Origin of the sequence: Sphingomonas sp. (assembly GCF_041661885.1) — a bacterium.
Lineage (GTDB): Bacteria > Pseudomonadota > Alphaproteobacteria > Sphingomonadales > Sphingomonadaceae > Sphingomonas.
Map to the genome: position 1 here is coordinate 52,099 of NZ_JBAZTL010000008.1, position 18,198 is coordinate 70,296.

Annotated in this window: 11 protein-coding genes; 4 read left to right on the top strand and 7 right to left on the bottom strand. The window is 64.4% G+C overall.

Translation table 11 applies throughout. The annotated features are described in order from the left end of the window. Positions 1–62: 62 nt before the first annotated feature. The 6 genes from WC704_RS15305 to WC704_RS15330 all read right to left on the bottom strand — a co-directional run bounded on the left by WC704_RS15305 (position 63) and on the right by WC704_RS15330 (position 10,723). On the bottom strand, positions 63–947 hold the full coding sequence (locus WC704_RS15305) for a LysR family transcriptional regulator (protein ID WP_372891421.1): 885 nt from the start codon (positions 945–947) through the stop codon (positions 63–65). Then, positions 944–2,110, bottom strand: coding sequence for a serine hydrolase domain-containing protein (locus WC704_RS15310; protein ID WP_372891423.1), 1,167 nt, complete (start codon positions 2,108–2,110; stop codon positions 944–946). Before WC704_RS15310 ends, WC704_RS15305 begins: the two co-directional genes overlap by 4 nt. 71 nt (positions 2,111–2,181) lie before the next feature. Then, on the bottom strand, positions 2,182–5,274 hold the full coding sequence (locus WC704_RS15315) for a discoidin domain-containing protein (RefSeq protein WP_372891425.1): 3,093 nt from the start codon (positions 5,272–5,274) through the stop codon (positions 2,182–2,184). Then, positions 5,271–6,674 carry a glucoamylase family protein gene (locus tag WC704_RS15320; RefSeq protein ID WP_372891427.1) on the bottom strand — a complete coding sequence of 468 codons (1,404 nt, stop codon included), beginning with the start codon at positions 6,672–6,674 and terminating at the stop codon, positions 5,271–5,273. The genes WC704_RS15315 and WC704_RS15320 overlap by 4 nt, the downstream gene beginning before the upstream one ends. A gap of 78 nt (positions 6,675–6,752) precedes the next feature. Further along, the gene (locus tag WC704_RS15325) at positions 6,753–9,707 is read right to left on the bottom strand and encodes a carboxypeptidase regulatory-like domain-containing protein (RefSeq protein WP_372891429.1); all 2,955 of its coding nucleotides are present in this window, start codon (positions 9,705–9,707) and stop codon (positions 6,753–6,755) included. Further along, entirely contained in the window at positions 9,704–10,723 is a 1,020-nt protein-coding gene (locus WC704_RS15330; RefSeq protein ID WP_372891431.1) for a LacI family DNA-binding transcriptional regulator, read from the bottom strand. Before WC704_RS15330 ends, WC704_RS15325 begins: the two co-directional genes overlap by 4 nt. A 180-nt stretch (positions 10,724–10,903) precedes the next feature. Between WC704_RS15330 and bglX the strand changes: the two genes are divergently transcribed. Continuing rightward, the gene (bglX, locus tag WC704_RS15335) at positions 10,904–13,198 is read left to right on the top strand and encodes a beta-glucosidase BglX (RefSeq protein ID WP_372891434.1); all 2,295 of its coding nucleotides are present in this window, start codon (positions 10,904–10,906) and stop codon (positions 13,196–13,198) included. A gap of 3 nt (positions 13,199–13,201) precedes the next feature. On the opposite strand, the gene WC704_RS15340 is transcribed toward bglX, so the two are convergent. Beyond that, complete coding sequence (locus WC704_RS15340) at positions 13,202–14,575, bottom strand: MFS transporter (RefSeq protein ID WP_372891436.1); 1,374 nt, start codon at positions 14,573–14,575, stop codon at positions 13,202–13,204. A 129-nt stretch (positions 14,576–14,704) separates the two neighbouring features. Between WC704_RS15340 and WC704_RS15345 the strand changes: the two genes are divergently transcribed. From WC704_RS15345 to WC704_RS15355, 3 genes are all read left to right on the top strand, one after another. Continuing rightward, positions 14,705–15,856 (top strand): isovaleryl-CoA dehydrogenase, encoded by a 1,152-nt coding sequence (locus tag WC704_RS15345; RefSeq protein ID WP_372891438.1) that lies wholly within the window; start codon positions 14,705–14,707, stop codon positions 15,854–15,856. A gap of 172 nt (positions 15,857–16,028) precedes the next feature. Next, positions 16,029–17,630 (top strand): carboxyl transferase domain-containing protein, encoded by a 1,602-nt coding sequence (locus WC704_RS15350; protein WP_372891440.1) that lies wholly within the window; start codon positions 16,029–16,031, stop codon positions 17,628–17,630. Positions 17,631–17,639: 9 nt separating this feature from the next. Continuing rightward, positions 17,640–18,128, top strand: coding sequence for a nuclear transport factor 2 family protein (locus WC704_RS15355; protein ID WP_372891442.1), 489 nt, complete (start codon positions 17,640–17,642; stop codon positions 18,126–18,128). Positions 18,129–18,198 lie beyond the last annotated feature (70 nt).

The following is an 18,198-nucleotide window of genomic DNA, read 5'->3' on the forward strand; positions in this document are numbered from 1 at the left end:
GCAGCCACAGCCAAAGCATAACGAGTGCGCCGCGCGGCATAGCCTTTCGTTATGCGGTTGCTTCAGGCCGCGTCGATTACGCGCGCCAATGTCTTGAGGAATTCGGTGGCCAGCGCGGTCGGTGGGCGGTTGAGCAGGAACATCGCATGGACATCGAACGCCAGTTGCGGTTTCAGCGGCCGCACCGACAAACCGGGACTGAGCGAGGCCTGCGCGGTAAAGCTGTCCACCACCGTCATTCCCACGCCCTGCCGCACCAGCGCGGTCGCGATGTAGAAGGTTCGCGCCGACACCACTTCGTCGAGCTCGAGATCGAGCCGCTGCAATTCCTGCGTGAACAATTGTCCGATCGGGCCGCTCGCGGCGAGGCTGATAAAGCGTTTGTCGCGCAGGCATTCCAGCTCGAGCCGTGGCGGCGCATCGGGCATGTCCTGCTCGCGGTAGAGGACGACGAGTTCCCCTTCGCCAAGCCAGCGATGCCCGATCGGCGCGGCTGGCGGCACCGCATAGGCGATCGCGATGTCGGTCTCGCGCTCGTACAGTTTGCGCAGCAAATCGTCATGATGGACCGTTTGCAGGTCGAACTTCACCGTCGGATGGCTGCGCAGGAAGCTCGCGACCGCAACCGGCAGCGCGTCGAGCGCGAGCGAGGGCAGCGCCGACACCCGCAAAATTCCGCCGGTTCCGCGCTTGAGGTTCCGCCCCGCCTCGCGCAGCGCATAAACCCGGTCCTGAATTTCGCTGACTTCGGTGAACAGGATATGCGCATCCTCGGTCGGCACGAGACGGCCCGTCGCGCGTTCGAACAACGGAAAACCGAGCAGCGATTCGGCATGGCGCAGCGTCTTGGAGACCGAGGGTTGCGAGATATTGAGCGCCCGCGCCGCCGCACTGACCGAGCCGTTGACATAAACCGCATGAAAAATTTCGATGTGGCGCAGGTTCATGGAGCAACACCTTGCGCCAGCGTTTCCTCGGTGCGGCTATAGGCCGAGCGCGTGCCGGGGACGGCGGGAACGTCGGTCGCGAAATAGGCGATACCGGAGCGATGTCGCGGATCGATCCACAGCCCAGATTTCAGCCCATAAGCGTCGCCCAGATGCCCCCAACGCGCGCGTCCGTCACCAAAAGGATCGTCGTGACAGCCAGCCACTGGCGTTGCCGGGAAGGCGACCGCCAGGCCATAGCGGCACATCTGCCCATGCCAGGTCTCCCCATTGCTGCCCGCCCCGCTATCGCCATTCCACGTCCATTGCGGAGTTTCGAGCAGTTTGACCGAGCGCCGCGTCAGGATGCGCACTCCATCAATCCGCCCCTCGTCGAGCAGCATTCGCCCGATCCGGGCAAGGCCATGTGCCGATATGTAGAGCCCGCTTTGCGGCGCGAAGGTCGCCCCGTTTTTACCCGCGCGCCATTGCGACAGGTCACAGGTGCCATCCCGCGCGGGCGTGACCGGGCAAGATGGGCGCAGCCCGTGATAATCATCGCGGGTCACCGTCCCCGACCGATATTGCACCACGACCCGCCGTGCCGCCGTGTCCGAACAGGTGGTGAGATTGTAGCAAGCATCAAGCTTCATCGGCGCAAACACGAGACGCTGCATCAACCGGTCGAACCGCTCGCCGGTCGCGCGTTCCATCACCGCTGCGATCACGGGAAAGTTCAAATTGGTGTACCGGAAATAGGCGCCTGGCGCGTGCTCGGCATCCCATATTTTCGGATCGGCGAGCACGCGGTGTAGATCGGCGTCGAGCGGCAGGACATAGTCGACCCCGTCGGTCAGGCTCGATCGGTGCGACAGCAACAGCCGCAACGTGATCGGTCGGTCGGCAAAGGCGGGATTGCGCAAGCGGTAACCGAGCACCTCCGACACATCGGCATCGAGATTTAGCCGGTGCTGCTCGACCAGCCGCAAAACCGCAATCGCCGTGACCAGCTTGGAAATAGACGCAATCCGAACCAGATCGTCCGCGCTCAGCATTCTGGCGGCGGCGATATCGGCATATCCCGAAACCTGCACGGACCGCTCCCCTGCAAGATCGAACGTAACCCGCGCCGCCGCCATTGGCTGACTGGCGCTTGCCGCGAGCAGAAGAAGCGAGGAGAGCATATCCCAAACGTTAAGCGAACGCGCGCCGTTGTAAAACACGGAAAGCTGTGGGGCGGCGTTGCCCTGTGCTTCTATGGCGCGGGCGACCCCCGATGATCGGTTGCGATAACGATGCGCAGCTTTTCGCCGGTCGCGGGGATATGGAGCCCATCCTTTGCCAATCGCACGATGCGGCCATTGATCGTGGCGAAGCGCGGGCGCCTCGACGAGGGCAATGCCAGCACGAAGCCGCCGGGCGGTCGCGCGGTTCCCGCGAGCGTGGCGGTCAGCGTTTGGCCCGTCTGGTGAATCGCAAAGTCGAGCGCTCCATAAGGAGTACGCAAGCCCGAAACGGCACTGCCGTGTCCGCTTAACCACGGTGTGGTCAGCCCCGCTCCCAGTATCAGCGCGTGATCGGCAAAGCGTTCATAGGCGAACAGGTCGAGCGCAGCGCGGATGAAGTCGGAGGCAACCCAGGCATGGGGCATGTCGCCGATAAAGCGTTGCTCGCGCGGCAGGCGACCGACGACTTCGCCCCAGCCATTCCACGCCGCCGGACGCCGCCCGGCCATGTAGAAATCGAGCAACCGGTTCGCGCGCTCCGCCCAGCCCAGCCGCACGAAGGCCGAGACGTTGCGCAACTCATAGGGCGTATAGTCGGCCCATTTTGCATCGGGCGCGCTGCGGCTTTCGACGCGGGCCCATTGTTTGGCAAAGGTGTTGCGCAGCAATGTGTCATCGAGCGCGGCCTGTTCACCCGCCGGGTCGAGCGCAATCGTCGTCGAAGTCGCGTCGAAATCGCCGAGACTGGTCGCGCCGGGGAGAAAGTCGATGCCGAACTTGGCGGTCGAAGCCTTGATCGCGGCGTGGACGTCCCCCGCGAACTGATTGCGCGCGGCGGCAATGGCACCGGCTTCGGGACGGCCGAGCGTGGTGGCGGCAAAGTGCGCGTCCTTATAGCCGGTCAGCGCCCAGAAATCGTCCCACAGGCTGTATTGCGGCTCGGCCGAATAGGCCTCGTGGCTGATCGAACGCGGCATCAGGCCGAAGCTGAACGCCGGGCTGCTGGCGGTGCGTTCGCTGGCGCGCTGGCTGTCCATATAGCGACGCGCGGCGTCGATCCTTGGCCAGTCGCGGGTGAGCGCGGCGCGGTCTCCGGTGAAGCGATATAGCTGGGTTACGAGATGGATATATTCGCCATTCGCATCATTCTCGGGCACCGGATCGGGGCCGCGCGGATCGACGCAGCACGGCACCTTGCCGTCGGCGAACAGCTTGGTCCCGTACCAGTCGGCAAAGCTGCGTGCAGGTGCGCTAAGGCCGAGCCGCAGCAGCGTGTCGGACATCATCGCGCCGTCGCGAATCCAGCTTCGATCATAGGAGCGCGTACCGGGTTGCAGCGCAGGGCCGGTGCGGCTCATCAGAATATGCGCCAGCGCGGTGCGCACGGTATCGGCGACCGCCTGGCGGGATGGCGGAACGGTGAGGGTGACGGCGCCAAGCGTGCTGCGCCACGCCGCAACGGTCGCGGTGTGGGCGCGGTCAAAGCCCGCACGGTCGAGCGGGGCGGGCGCATCGGCAAACGGGATCGCCATCGGTACGTCTGCGCTTTCGCCAGGGGCCAGCATAAGGTCATAGCCGAGCGTAGCGGTGGCGAGACCGGTCGGGTCCTCGACCGCCGACGCGCCGCCAGTGACGGGAATGGCGAGTGCGCCCTGGTCAAACGCGCGCGCTGCTACCCGCGTCGGCGCGACGAGAGGCAGCAGCGTTCGCGTGGTGGCGGCATCGCCTTCGATTGCGGGCGGAGCGGTGACGGTCAGCGTGCCGTTTTGCCAGACGATCCGGGAAATCGGGCTGACTCCGCCGGGCTGACCGAGGAACTGCGTCGGCGCATTGACCTGGAGCGGGCGCACCGCGAGCAGCAAATGCAGGGTGCGGCGGGTGGTGCCGGTATTGGTCAGCCGCCATTTGGCAAGCAGGCGCGGCGCGGCGCTGTCGATGAACAGGCTGGTGTCGAGCCGCCACCCGGCCCCTTGCCACTGCACGTGCGGCAGCGGCAACGCGCCGTCTTCCAGCGATTGTGTCGCGGTTACGTCGGCCCAGCCGAAGGTGCGCCCATCGGCGACGACAAACGGCTCGATCGAAAACGCACCCTTGCCGACCTCGATTGCGCCATCCTCGCCGATCAACCCGGCGGGGCCGCCATTGGCCGAGCCGACGAGCGTCCAATAGGGCTGCTCGCCCGAGAAGCCGCGCGGGAAGGTGCCGCGCGGCGTGGCCTTGGCCAGGCTTGCGACGAAGGCATTGGGCGTCGCGGCCCATTCGGGTGGACGTGTCTCGATCTCGGCGAGCGCCGCAGGCGGCGCGTCGGCGGGGAGGGAGACGCGGAGATAGCGTGTTTCGGTCTCGGGCAGGGCTATCGGATCGTCGCCGCCGTCTCCGGCATCGACTTGGCGCAGCGTGCGCCAGTCGCTTCCGGTGTCAGACGCCTCAAGGGTATAGCGCGCCGCGCCAGCGTTGGGGGCCCAGCGCAGAACCACGCCGCCGAGCGGCTTGGCACCACCAAAATCCACCGTCACGCCCTCGCCGCCGTGGCCGCGCCACGCGCTCGCGGGATCGCCGTCCAGCACCGCCGCGTCGCTTGCGTGGGGGGAGGGGAGCGGACCGGGGAGCGGGAGCGGCTCAAAGGTCAAATCGTCAATCGCGATTTCGCCTGCTCCGCCGTCGCGGCCACGCACCAGCACGACCTCCATTGCCGCGGTGTGCCGCAGGGTGGTGTCGCTACTTGGCCCCCACGCAAAGCTGAGGTCGCGCGGGCGCAGCACCAGCGTTTGCCAGGTGGCGGACGGGCGGAAATTGCGGCGCTGATACCACCAGACATTGGCGCCGCTCGCATCGGTAAACTTGATCTGCAAGTCGTTGACGCCGCCAGTGCCACGCACCTTCAAGCGGATCGCATAATTGACTGGCCAGTCGATTGGCAAAGTGCGGCGCGCAAAGGCATAGCCCGCGACGTCGTGAAAATCATAGCGCAACCGCAATGCGGTGCCCGTCGCGCCGGGCACCGAATCGATCTCGGCACCGACGCCGTTTGACGCGTCGGCTTTCCACGGCTGGAGCGTCTCGAAGCCATCGAGCGGCGCGATTTGCGCCGCCCCCGCCAACAGCAATGCCGCGAGCATCATGCCAGCCAGCCGCCCGAAAATCCTGCCCGCGCCAGACCACGTCGGATATGGGTGTTGCGGCGCATCGTCCGCCAGATAAGGCCCGAGCGGCGGTTTTCGATCATGGCGACAATCGGCCCCTGGTCGATGCCGAGATGATCGTTGGCGACCCATCCGGCACCGGGCATCACCACCCCTTCACGCACCGCAGGAGATGTGGCGGTCAGCGTCGGGTTGAAGGAGTCGGCGAAGCCGAATTTGCGGTAGATGGCGTGGCCATAACGCCGGTGCAGCGTCTCGGCGGCGGGTACCACGATTTCCGGGGCAAAGGCGATCGAGCCGAGCGCGGCGGTGGGGGCAATCGTACCGTCATCGCGGTCACCCGGGCCGCGGGCCGAGTAACTGAAAAATTCGCGCGGGCGTCCGTTGAACGTGGCGGTAAAGTCGCCTGGGCCGTCGCACGCGGTCAGGCCCCAGCAATCGGCACCATAGCCGACGAAATGGCCGGGGTTGGCGGCGGCGTAAGCGCGTTGCGCATAGGTCGCGCGTCGGCTGTTCTCGAAATAGTCGAGGCCCCTGGCGGCGATAAACCGGTCACGGATACCCCGAAAATCGACCCAGGTCTGGCTGTATTGGTGGCCGAACAAAGGCGGAAAAGCGAGATGCGGCTTGCCCCAGCGGTCGCTCCACGCCGGAGCAAAACGCGCGGTCCATACGTCCCATGTCTCGGCGGGCAGCGGATTGGTCGGGGAGCCGAGCGCGAGCAGATACAGCAACAGCGATTCGTTATAGCTGTCCCAATCGTGGCGGATGTAGCCGGTCTCCGGGTGCCAACCCATTGCGATGAAGGGAGCGCGCGGGGTGAACCAGCTCCAGTCCATCGCGCCATAGATTTGTTCGGCGAGTTGGCGGATGCGGCGCTCGTCGGGGTGATCGCTATCATACCAGCTTTGCGCGAACAGCACGCCGCCAAGCAGCAGTGCGGTGTCGATCGTCGAAAGCTCGGTCTGCCCGAAACGCGTGCCCGTTTTCATGTCGAGAAAGTGGTAGAAGAAGCCCTTATGCCCGGCGGTACCGGTGGGGGCGGGGCCCTGCGGGGCTTCGGCGAAGAAGCGCAGCGTGGCGAGCGTGCGTGCGCGCGCCTGCGCACGGCTAATCCAGCCATGCACCACGCCAATGGGATATGCCGTCAACGCGAAGCCGACGGCGGCGATGCTGGCGAAAGACGGCGTCGGCCAACGATCGGGCGCGAGGCCCGTTGCGGGATCGGTCGTGTCCCAGAAATAACGGAAGGTGCGGTGCTGGATGTCGGCGATCAAGGCTTCGCCACGTAGCGCGCGGGGAGCAACAGCGAGGCCGGTGCTTGCCAGCCCGGCGAGCGCGAGGCCGCCGGTGCCGAGGAAATGACGCCGGTCGATCATGCAGAAAACCTTTGAATACACGGTACAAAAAAACGGCGGGCGACCCGGGGAGGGCCGCCCGCCAGGGGAGGAAGGGTATTAGAAGCGATACCCCAGGCGGAACTGGATACGCCGCGGCAAGGTCGACGTGTTACCCGCATGGGCAGCATCGGCCGGATCGAGCGGATCGGAAACCTGCCCGGTTCCCGGATCGATTGCGTTGTTCACAAAGCCGTCAAAGTCGCGGAAATTCTTGTTGTTGAACGCGTTCAACAAATCGATCGCAACACTGACCTGATCCTTGCCGAGCCCACGGAAATCGATGTGCTTTTCAAGGCTGAGATTGACTTCGCAGAACGCAAACAGCCCCGCGATGCAGTTCTTTTCCGGATAGGCCGACTTGATCCTCAACTGACCGTTGTCGAAGCCGTTGGTGGCATCGGTAACGGCATAGGCCTGGCCGCTGCCAAAGGTGCTGAGCGTCGAGAGTTGCACGCCGAAGGGCAGATCGACGATACCCGAAACCACCAACCGGTGACGCTCGTCGCCCGGACGGGCGCGGAAGCCGTAAGAATCCGGCGTCGTACCATCGAGGCTGAACAGATCGTTGCCGTTCTGCTCGGCCTTGGACAGCGTGTAGGCGATGTTAAGGCCATAACCCGATGCCTTGGTGTAGTTCTTGTCCACCGTGACATAGAGTGCTTTGTAGCGCGTCCTGAGCCCATCAAAGCCAATCAACGCGTTGGCATAGCCGAAGGGCACCACCGGCGCGGTGTTGCAGCAATTGCCCAAGCCATTGTTGGTACGCGTGGCAAACAGGTTGGTGTAGCCGTTGCGACCCTTGATGTACGATCCGGTGACCGACACTTGCCATGCGCCAACCTTCTGGCGAATACCGAAGCTCGCCTGGTCGTTTACCGGCGGCTTGGCGTTGTTCTTCACCGCGAACAGTTCGGGCAACCCTTCGGTGGTCGAGCTGGCAATCAGCGCCAGCAAACCTTCGCGCGTGCCGTAGGACGGGTTCCATGCCACCGTCGGCAAGCCCGAGCGCGGTTGTCCGTCACGCGAGAAGCGGAACACGCCAATCGGGTTGATCGTGCGCGACAGTTCGTCGATCGTGTTGTTGAAGTTGTTACGATCATAATAGCGCCCGACGCCGCCGAAAATCACCGTGCGCTGATTGCCGCTGATATCGTACGAAAAGCCGAAGCGAGGTGCGAACGCGGTTGCAAACGGGCTGCGGTTGCGACCGTTCGAGATGTAGTTCTCTGGATCGAAATAAAAGGTTTTCGGCAACGCGCGCAGCGCCGCTGCCGCATTTTGTGGGGTGATGTAATCGTTGTTAAATCCGTTGGTTTCATAATCCCAACGAAGACCGAGGTTAAGCGTCAGCTTCTTGGTAACTTGCCAATCGTCCTGGGCGTAGAGACCAATCTCGGTATCCGAAGATTTGATGAGACCGGTCCCAAGGCCAAGCCGCGCTTCTGCCGGAAAGCTGTAGTCGGTATTGCTCGCAGGATCCAACCGGTAAACATAATCGGGCTGAACAAAGCTACGGTCATCAAACGTGAAATCCACGACATCGACGCGACCGCCAACCTTGAAGGTGTGACCATCCAACCCGCTATAGGTGAAATCATCACGGATCGTGTAGTTCTTCTGAACTTCGTTTCGCGTGGAATTTTTACCACCAAACGTGATAACCCCATCAAATTCGCGCGTGACAAGGTTCGGGCTGAGCGCTGCCGGGTTGAACCGGTAATTGACGTAGTTGGTGTTGAATTCGTTGACGAACGAATCCCCCGAATAGGTCCACTTGAACAAATAGGTGTCGACGGTGTTCTTCTTGTTCTCGGCCGTCTCGAACGAGGTCGTGTCGCCAAAACCCTGGATATCGCTTTCCTGACGACGGCTGGCCGAAAAATCGAATACCTGGCGCGAATCCGGGGTGAAGGTCAGCTTGCCGAAGTAGAATTTGCCACGGAACGGGCTGACGAACGAGCCCTCGAAATCGGACAGCCTGCGCCCGGATGCGGCCTCGACGGCGGCACGTTGGGATGCCGAACCGCGTGCGGCAACGTTGAAGGCCCGGTCCTGGTCATTGCCTTCGAACGATCCGAAGAAGAACAATTTGTCCTTGATGATCGGGCCGCCGAGCGAAATCCCATACTGCTTGCGCTTGAACGCCGGTTCCGGGCGGTTATTGCGCTTGTCGAAATACGCCTTCTCGCTCAGGCCCTTGTCGGTATATTGCCCGAACACTTCGCCGTGGAATTCGTTGGTGCCCGATTTGGTGACTGCGGTGATGATCGCAGCACCGGCTTGCTCATATTCCGCCTTGTAGTTCTGCGTGAGCACGCGGAATTCCTGCACCGCCGACTGGCCGAACGGGTTGCCGCGGCTGTTCTGCTGGCCGGCAACGCCGCCCTCGCGTGCCTGGTTCTTGAGGCTGACGCCGTCGATAAAGACGTTGACCTGGCTGGTGGTCGAAGCACCCGACGAGAAGCTCTTGTCGGTCTCGCTATCATTGTACCGCACGCCCGGGGCGAGTGCGGCAAAGGACAGGAAGTTGCGGTCGGTCTGCGGCAACGAGCGGATCTGCTGCTGGGTGACGTTGGTTGCGACTTCGCTGGTCTTGGTTTCGATCAGGCGACCGCCCGTAACGATGATGTCCTTGCCCGTGTCGATCGCATCCGCGCCGGGTGCGCCGACAGTCGCATCGAGCGACGCGACCTGGCCGATGCCGACGGTCACGAGTTGCTTGAACACCTCGCCATTGGTCGCCGTGATGGTCACTTGATACGAACCCGGACGCAGGCCGTTGAGCGTGTAGCTGCCCGAAGCGTCAGTGGTCGCGCGGAAGGTCTGGTTGGTGTCGCTGCTGACCGCGACGACGCTGGCATTGGCGGAAGCGGTGCCGGCAGCATCGCTCACCGCGCCGTGGATCGCCGCGGTCGAGGTCTGCGCATAGGCGGGCGCGATCGCCATGCCCCCTGCGGAAACCGCGGCAGCGCTGCCCAACAGCAGCCGGAGGAAAGTGGTTTTATTCATCATGCTTTTCCCTGCTTTACACCCGACTGACGCGGGCTTGTTTTGGTTGTGTCACGTATCATCAGCTCGGGCACGGATAGCTCGAGGCGGTGATCTGGGGTGCCGGCGATCGCATCGGCCAGTCGGGCGATCGCCCGTGCGCCGATGCCGGCGATATCGACGCGCATCGTGGTGAGCGATGGCGAAATCAGCCGGGCCAGCGGAATGTCGTCGAAGCCTGCAATGGCGAAGCGACCGGGCACATCCGCCCCGGCGTCGCGCAGCGCGATCAACGCGCCGATCGCCATCATGTCGTTGGCGGCGAAGATCGCGTCCACGCCATCGGGCGCACGCAGGATCTCGGCGGCTGCCGCAGCGCCGGTTTCTTCCATAAAGTCACCGACGATAACGCGCGGGATCAACCCGGCCTCGCGCATCGCAGCTTCATAGCCATCGACACGCGCGCGCGCCTCCACGTTGCTGAGCGGGCCGCTGACATGGACGATGCCGCGCCGCCCACTGGCGACAAGGTGTCGCACCATCGCCGCTGCGCCGCCGAAATTGTCAACGCGTAGCGCAGTACGGTCCTCCCGCGAGGGCGCGCAATTGACCAGAATTGCAGGGATGCTGGGCGGCAGGCCAGCGAACAGCCGCTCCGGGTCGATATGCGGGGCCATGATGACGAGTCCGTCGACACGCCCGCGCATGGTATGCAGCATTTCCACCGCGCGGTCGCCGTCGTGCAAATTGGAGAGCAGCAAGTGAAAGCCGCGCTCCGACGCCGCGCGATCCATGCCGCGCAATGCTTCGGAGAAGAACTCGCCGTGGAGGTCAGGCAGGACGATGCCGACCGCATGAGCGCGCGACATGCTGAGGTTGCGTGCGCCGGCATGGGGAACATAGCCGAGTGCGGCGGCAACCGTCTCGATCTTCTGGCGGGTTTCGGCGCGAACATTGCTGTGCCCGTTCAACACGCGCGACACCGAAGCGACGGAAACCGCCGCTTCACGCGCCACATCGCGGATCGTGGCATTCGCCATTGTCCTCTTCATCCTCCCTCGTGGCGTTGCCGAAAACGCCCCAACGCCGGTTGGGCAAATGCGCCCTGCCGATCTCGCTGCTTGATGTAACCGGTTACATCAATCAAAAGCAGTGTTCAAGACCGTGCGTTTCGGCGCAGGTTGGAATAGGCGAGCGCGACATCGCGGGGAGTGTGACTGATGGAAATTACAGGAATTTCGCGCCGGGCGGCGTTGTTGGGTGCCAGTGCGGTAACCGCGTGGCTGGCAAGCCCGGCGCGGGCTTTGATGGCCGCTGCCGATTCGGCGGCGAGCTCGCCGATGATCGAGTCGCTGCTCGCGCAAATGACGGTGGCGGAGAAAGCGGGGCAGTTGACGCTGCTGGCCGCCGCCTGGGCCGGTGGGGCTGCGAATGCCCTCAATCCGATCAAGGCCGGGGCGACGTTCGATTCGCAACTAGCCGAGGCGCGAAATGGCCGACTGACGGGCGTGTTCAACGGCAATGGCGCCGAAATGGCGCGGCAGATGCAAACGGTTGCGATGCGCGAATCCCGGATGAAAATCCCGCTATTGTTCGCCGCCGACGTGATTCACGGCTTCCGCACCGTATTTCCTGTGCCGCTGGCCGAGGCAGGCAGTTTCGAACCCGAGCTGGCGGAGCGCACCGCGCGCATCGCCGCGGTCGAAGCGGCGGCGGCAGGGATCGACTGGACCTTTGCGCCGATGGTCGACATCGCGCGCGATCAACGCTGGGGACGCGGTGTCGAGGGCGCGGGCGAGGATGTCTTGCTTGGCCGCATGATGGCGGCGGCGCGCGTGCGCGGTTTTCAGGGCTATAAGGGGCTTGCCGCTGACGATGCGGTGCTCGCTTGCGCAAAGCATTTCGTTGCCTATGGCGCGGGGGAAGGCGGGCTCGATTACAATTCGGTCGATGTTTCCGAACGCACGCTGCGCAGCGTGTATTTCCCGCCGTTCCAGGCGGCGTTCGATGCCGGTGCGCTCTCCACAATGGCATCGTTCAACGATCTTTCCGGCATTCCCGCCACGGCAAACGCCTGGTTGCTCGATCAGGTGCTGCACAAGGAATGGGGCTTTGGCGGGATGGTGGTGTCCGATTACACCGGCGACGAGGAATTGATCGCCCACGGCTATGCCGCCGATGCGCGCGAGGCGGCGCGGCTGGCCTTTCTGGCGGGCGTCGACATCAGTATGCAAAGCGGATTCTACCGCGATCACTTGCCCGAATTGGTGGCGAGTGGGGCGGTGCCGATGGCGCGGCTCGATCAGGCGGTGCGGCGTGTGCTGCGGGTCAAGCAGGCGCTCGGCCTGTTCGACAACCCCTTCCGTCGCATCGACCCCAAGCGCGAGACGACGCGTGTACGCACCAAGGCCAATCTGGCGGTGGCGCGCCAATCGGCGCGGCGCTCGATCGTGTTGCTCAAGAATGACGGTGAATTGCTGCCATTGCCCCGCAGTGGCAAACGGATCGCGTTGATCGGCCCGTTCGCGCAAGGGCAGCAAGACTTGATCGGGCCGTGGAACGTCTATGGGTCGGATGCGGAATCGGTCGATCTGTTGAGCGGTGTACGGGCCGCGCTTGCCGATCCGTCGCTGGTCACCGCCACGGCAGGGTCGGGGATTGAGGAGGCGCTGCCTGGCGGGATCGAAGCGGCGGTTGCAGCAGCCAAGGCCGCCGACATCGTCGTGCTGGCGATTGGCGAGGGGCAGCGCATGTCGGGCGAGGCGCAGTCGCGCGATGATATCGTCGTGCCCGCGCCGCAAATGGCGTTGGCGGCGGCGGTCGCGGCAACGGGCAAGCCGGTGGTGGTCGCGTTGCGCAACGGTCGCGCACTGGCGCTGTCGGGCGCGGTGCTTAATGCGCCCGCGATCCTTGTTACCTGGTTCCTGGGTTCGCAATCGGGGCCCGCGATCGCCGATATTCTGTTCGGGGTGGAAGGTCCATCGGCGCGCCTGCCCGTCAGCTTCCCTTATGCGACCGGGCAGGAACCCTATTATTACGCGCACAAAAACACGGGGCGGCCCAACCCGCCGGGCGAGCCGCAGGAATATAAGGCACATTATCGCGAAGTGCCCAACGCCGCGCGTTTCGCCTTCGGGCACGGGCTGACCTATGGCCGGATCGCCTATAGCGATTTGCGTCTGGGGGACGGTCGCTTGGCATGGGATGGAGCGCTGACGATCACGGCGACCATCGCCAACAACGGCACGCATATGGCCGAGGAAGTGGTGCAACTGTATGTGCAGGATGTCGCGGCCAGCATCACCCAGCCGGTGCGGCTGCTCAAGGCGTTTCGCAAAATCTCGCTGTTGCCGGGCGCGCGGCAGGAGGTGGTATTCACCTTGCGCCGCGAGGACCTGTTGTTCCTGGGGCCGGACTTGCAACCGACGGTCGAGCCGGGTCTGTTTCGTGTCTGGGTGGCGCCGTCGGCGCAAGCCGAAGGCGTGGCCGGCCAATTCACGCTGGTCGCCGCCTGAGCGTCAGTCGCCGATCGGAAGGTCGGCGACAATCGCGGCGTGCGTGTCGCGTCGCAGCGGGTTGAGCACCATCGCCAGTGCGGACAGTGCCAACCCGCCCGAACAGGCATAGAGCATGAGCCAGCGAATACCCGCGATGGTCGCCCCCGATTGCACCGCCCCCGCCACATAACCGATGTGGCCGTAAAACAGCCCGAGCAACCCGGCGGCGACCGCAAGCCCGATTTTCTGGAGCAGCGCCGCCGCGCCGAAGGCAAGCGCCTCGACCCGCACGCCGTGCTGCGCCTGGCCATATTCGACCGTGTTGGGCAGCATTGCCCAGAAAACCAGATGAAATCCGCTGAACGCGCCCTGCAGCACGATCAGCAGGAGCAACGCGGCGGTCGCATGGCGCGAGTCGATCGCTCCGAACAACCCGAGGCACGCAAGTCCGATTGCGACCGCAATCAGCCATACACCACGCAACCCGATCCAGCGCGACGCCAGCAGCCACAGCGGCACCGCTCCGGCCCCGGCGACGGACATAAGGCCCAGAGCATGCGCGCCGCCGGCAGTGTCATTCAGCACGTACCGAAAATAATAGAGCACCGATTGCGTCAGCAGTGCCGCGGCGATGCCCGATGCCATCGCCGCGGCGTTGAGCGTGAGGAACGCGCGATTGCGGGCCAGCACGTACAGGCACGCGGTGATCGAGGCGCTTTCGACGACATTCTCCACGACGGTCGCCGCGCGCGCGCCATAAGCGACCGCCAGCAATAGCAGCACGCCGACCAGCGCATAGAGGACCGCCGCCGCCAGAAAGCCGTCCGCGCTGGTCGCGCTTCCGGTCAAGCGCACGGCGATCCACGGCGTCCCGGTCGCGACGATCAACGCCGCTGCCGTGCCGAACAGCATCCGCAGACCCGCGAGCATCGTGCGGTCGCCACTATCGGGGCTGAAGCGGGCGCTCCACGCGACATACGGCACGTTGACCAGCGCGTAGAAGCTGCGGAACACCATTTGCACCAGCAGCACCCCGAGCGCGAGCGCGGCGCCCGACAGCGGCGGCGCAAAAAACAGCAGTATGAAGGCCAACCCCAGCGGCAATGCACCAAACGCCAGGAAGCGGCGGTAGCGCGCACCCGATCGCTGCGCCAGGATGCCGACCAACAGATCCGCCACACCATCCCACAAGGCGCCGATCATGTAGATCGTCCCTGCCAACGCAGGTGGCACGGCGAGAACGTCGGTATAGAAAAACAGCAGGAAGAAGGAGACGCTCTGCCAGTAAAGATTGCACGCGAAGTCGCCCGCCCCGAACAGCGCGAACTGGCCTGCACCCGGGCGAGCGCTCGCGCGACTCTGCGGCAATACGGATTGGGAACGAGCGCGTCTCATCGCCTCCCAATCCCTCATTTTGCTCGTCCTGCCAAATCGATCGCTCGTCACAGCGCGCGCTGGCAAACCCTTACGATTTGAATCGACACGCGCTATCGGGTGCGCAAAGCGGGGACATGGAGAGGCCTAATGATAAGCCAAATGGATTTCGCACTGGGGGAAACGGCGGACATGATCCGCGACACGACCCAGCGCTTTGCAACCGACCGCATCGCCCCGATTGCGGCGAAGGTAGATGCCGAGGACTGGTTTCCGCAGAGCCTGTGGCCCGAAATGGGGGCGCTTGGCCTGCACGGCGTGACCGTGCCGGAAGCCGATGGCGGGCTTGGTCTCGGCTATCTCGAACATGTCGTGGCGTGTGAAGAGGTAAGCCGCGCGTCGGCGTCGGTCGGCCTCAGCTATGGCGCGCATTCCAATTTGTGCGTCAACCAGATCGCACGCTGGGCGTCGCCTGAGCAGAAGGCGAAATATCTGCCCAAGCTGATTTCGGGCGAGCATGTCGGCAGCCTCGCCATGTCCGAAAGCGGCGCAGGCTCGGACGTGGTCGGCATGAAGCTGAAGGCGGACAAGGTGCAGGGGGGATACGTCCTCAACGGCACCAAATTCTGGATCACCAATGCGGCGTATGCCGATACGCTGGTGGTGTACGCCAAGACCGGGGAGGGCAGCCGTGGCATCACCACCTTCCTGATCGAAAAGGACATGCCCGGTTTCGCGATCGGCCAGAAGATCGACAAGATGGGGATGCGCGGCAGCCCAACCGCCGAACTCGTCTTCACCGATTGCGAGGTTCCGGAAGAGAATGTGATGGGCCCGGTCAATGGCGGGGTCGGCGTGCTGATGAGCGGGCTCGATTATGAGCGCACCGTGCTCGCCGGCATTCAGCTCGGCCTGATGCAGGCGTGCCTCGACGTGGTGGTGCCCTATGTCCGCGAGCGCCAGCAATTCGGTAAGCCGATCGGCGCGTTCCAGCTTATGCAGGGCAAGATCGCCGACATGTATGTCGCGCTCAATTCGGCGCGTGCCTATGTCTATGCCGTGGCGCGCGCCTGCGATGCGGGTAAGACCACGCGCTTCGACGCGGCAGGCGCGATCCTGCTGGCGAGCGAGAATGCCGTGCGCGTCGCGAACGAGGCGGTGCAGGCGCTGGGCGGGGCGGGCTATACCAAGGACTGGCCGGTCGAGCGCTATTACCGCGACGCTAAATTGCTCGACATCGGGGCTGGCACCAACGAAATCCGCCGAATGCTGATCGGCCGTGAACTGATCGGGGCGGCGTGATGGTACACGTTGCTTCCCATCCTCCCCGGCACGGGGAGGGGGACCGCCCGCCTTCTTCAGGCGGGTGGTGGAGGGGGCTCTCCCCAAGCGAGCCCCCCGCCTGCGGCACGCCCCCTCCACCATTCGCTGAATGCTCATGGTCCCCCTCCCCGTGCCGGGGAGGAGCAAGCGCATGACCGCCCCTGTCCTCACCTCAGCGCTTTCCCCCGAAAGCGAGACCTTTCGCGCCAATGCCGCGCACAATCGTGCACTGGTCAAGCGCCTCCGCGCCGATGTCGCCCAAGCCGCGCTCGGCGGCACCGAGAAGGCGCGCGAGCGCCACACCGCGCGCGGCAAACTCCTCCCCCGCGACCGCGTCGAGCGTTTGCTCGATCCCGGTTCGCCTTTCCTCGAAATCGGTCAGCTTGCCGCCAACGGCCTGTATGACGATGAAGTCCCCGGCGCGGGCATGATCGCCGGAATCGGGCGCGTCTCGGGCCGCCAGTGCATGATCCTGTGCAACGATGCGACGGTGAAGGGCGGCACTTACTACCCGCTGACGGTCAAGAAGCATCTGCGCGCGCAGGAGATTGCCGAGGCGAATCTTTTGCCGTGCATTTACCTCGTCGACAGCGGCGGTGCGAACTTGCCGCACCAGGCGGAGGTCTTCCCCGACCGCGACCATTTCGGGCGAATCTTCTTCAACCAGGCCAATATGAGCGCCAAGGGCATCCCGCAAATCGCCTGCGTGATGGGCAGTTGCACCGCGGGCGGTGCCTATGTGCCCGCCATGTCCGACGAGACGATCATCGTGCGTGGGCAGGGGACGATCTTCCTCGCCGGGCCGCCCTTGGTGAAGGCCGCGACCGGCGAAGTCATCTCGGCCGAGGAACTGGGCGGTGCCGACACCCACGGTCGCCGTTCGGGCGTGGTCGATCATGTCGCCGAGAATGACGACCATGCGCTGACGATCGTGCGCGACATCGTCTCCACGCTCCAGCCGCAAGTCCAGGCGGCGGTAAACCTCAAGGGCCCGCGCCCGCCGAAATTTGACGCGGAGGAGCTGTACGGCATCGTGCCGAGCGACGTGCGCGCGCCTTATGACGTGCATGAGATCATCGCACGTCTGGTCGATGGCTCCGAATTCCACGAATTCAAGGCGCTCTACGGCACGTCGCTCGTCTGCGGGTTCGCGCATATCTGGGGGATACCGGTCGCGATCCTCGCCAATAACGGCGTGCTGTTCAGCGAGAGCGCGCAGAAGGGCGCACATTTCATCGAACTCGCGTGCCAGCGGCGCATCCCCTTGCTGTTCCTGCAGAACATTTCGGGCTTCATGGTCGGTGGTAAATATGAAGCGGAAGGCATTGCAAAACATGGCGCAAAGCTCGTCACCGCCGTCGCCACCGCCACCGTGCCCAAGATCACCGTGCTGATCGGTGGCAGCTTTGGGGCTGGCAATTACGGCATGTGCGGGCGGGCCTATAGCCCGCGCTTCCTGTTCTCCTGGCCCAACAGCCGCATCTCGGTGATGGGTGGGGAACAGGCGGCGAGCGTGCTCGCCACCGTCCACCGTGACGCCGATGGCTGGAGCGAGGAAGAGGCCGAGGTCTTCAAGGCTCCGATCCGCCAGAAATATGAGGACGAGGGTAACCCGTGGTACGCGACCGCGCGGCTGTGGGACGATGGCATTATCGACCCGGCACAAACCCGCGACGTGCTGGGCCTCGCCTTTGCCGCTACCCTCAACGCGCCCATCCCCGAACGCCCGGCGTTCGGGGTGTTCCGCATGTAAGGACTCTTCATGCCCCTGATCTTCGCACTCGCCCTCGCCGCGCAAGTCTCGTCGCTGACGACGCCGGTGCAGCCGCTGCCCAAGGGCACCGGCCTGCCACCCCCCGCAACCGAGGAAGCGCAAGTGCTGGCCCCGGTCACGGCGCTCCTCAACGGCATCGCCGCGCGCGATGCGACGGCGATCGGCGAAGCGCTGCGCCCCGATGCGACCGCGACGATCGCGACCGAGCAGGGCGGAGCCTCCACCATCACCCACAAAACGCGCGGGGAGCTGCTGGCGCGCTTCACCCCGGGGCCCGAGCGCTATGAAGAGCGGGTGCGTGACCCCGCGATCGAAATCGACGGCGACATCGCGATGGTCTGGGCACCTTATACCTTCCTGATCGACGGCAAGCTGCACCATTGCGGCTACGACCATTTCGATCTCGTCCGCGAAAACGGAAGTTGGAAGATCCAGAACCTGACCTGGTCCTCGCGCACGACCGGATGCGAGGGCTGAATGCGAGGCTGGGCTATCCTACACGCCGCCGTCGCGGCTATGCTCTCGCCTATGTCCACTGCCATGCCCA

Coding starts and splice junctions, on each gene's coding strand:
- WC704_RS15305 (WP_372891421.1), bottom strand. CDS start 947: ATGAACCTGCGCCACATCGAAATTTTTCATGCGGTTTATGTCAACGGC.
- WC704_RS15310 (WP_372891423.1), bottom strand. CDS start 2,110: ATGCTCTCCTCGCTTCTTCTGCTCGCGGCAAGCGCCAGTCAGCCAATG.
- WC704_RS15315 (WP_372891425.1), bottom strand. CDS start 5,274: ATGATGCTCGCGGCATTGCTGTTGGCGGGGGCGGCGCAAATCGCGCCG.
- WC704_RS15320 (WP_372891427.1), bottom strand. CDS start 6,674: ATGATCGACCGGCGTCATTTCCTCGGCACCGGCGGCCTCGCGCTCGCC.
- WC704_RS15325 (WP_372891429.1), bottom strand. CDS start 9,707: ATGATGAATAAAACCACTTTCCTCCGGCTGCTGTTGGGCAGCGCTGCC.
- WC704_RS15330 (WP_372891431.1), bottom strand. CDS start 10,723: ATGGCGAATGCCACGATCCGCGATGTGGCGCGTGAAGCGGCGGTTTCC.
- bglX (WP_372891434.1), top strand. CDS start 10,904: ATGGAAATTACAGGAATTTCGCGCCGGGCGGCGTTGTTGGGTGCCAGT.
- WC704_RS15340 (WP_372891436.1), bottom strand. CDS start 14,575: ATGAGACGCGCTCGTTCCCAATCCGTATTGCCGCAGAGTCGCGCGAGC.
- WC704_RS15345 (WP_372891438.1), top strand. CDS start 14,705: ATGATAAGCCAAATGGATTTCGCACTGGGGGAAACGGCGGACATGATC.
- WC704_RS15350 (WP_372891440.1), top strand. CDS start 16,029: ATGACCGCCCCTGTCCTCACCTCAGCGCTTTCCCCCGAAAGCGAGACC.
- WC704_RS15355 (WP_372891442.1), top strand. CDS start 17,640: ATGCCCCTGATCTTCGCACTCGCCCTCGCCGCGCAAGTCTCGTCGCTG.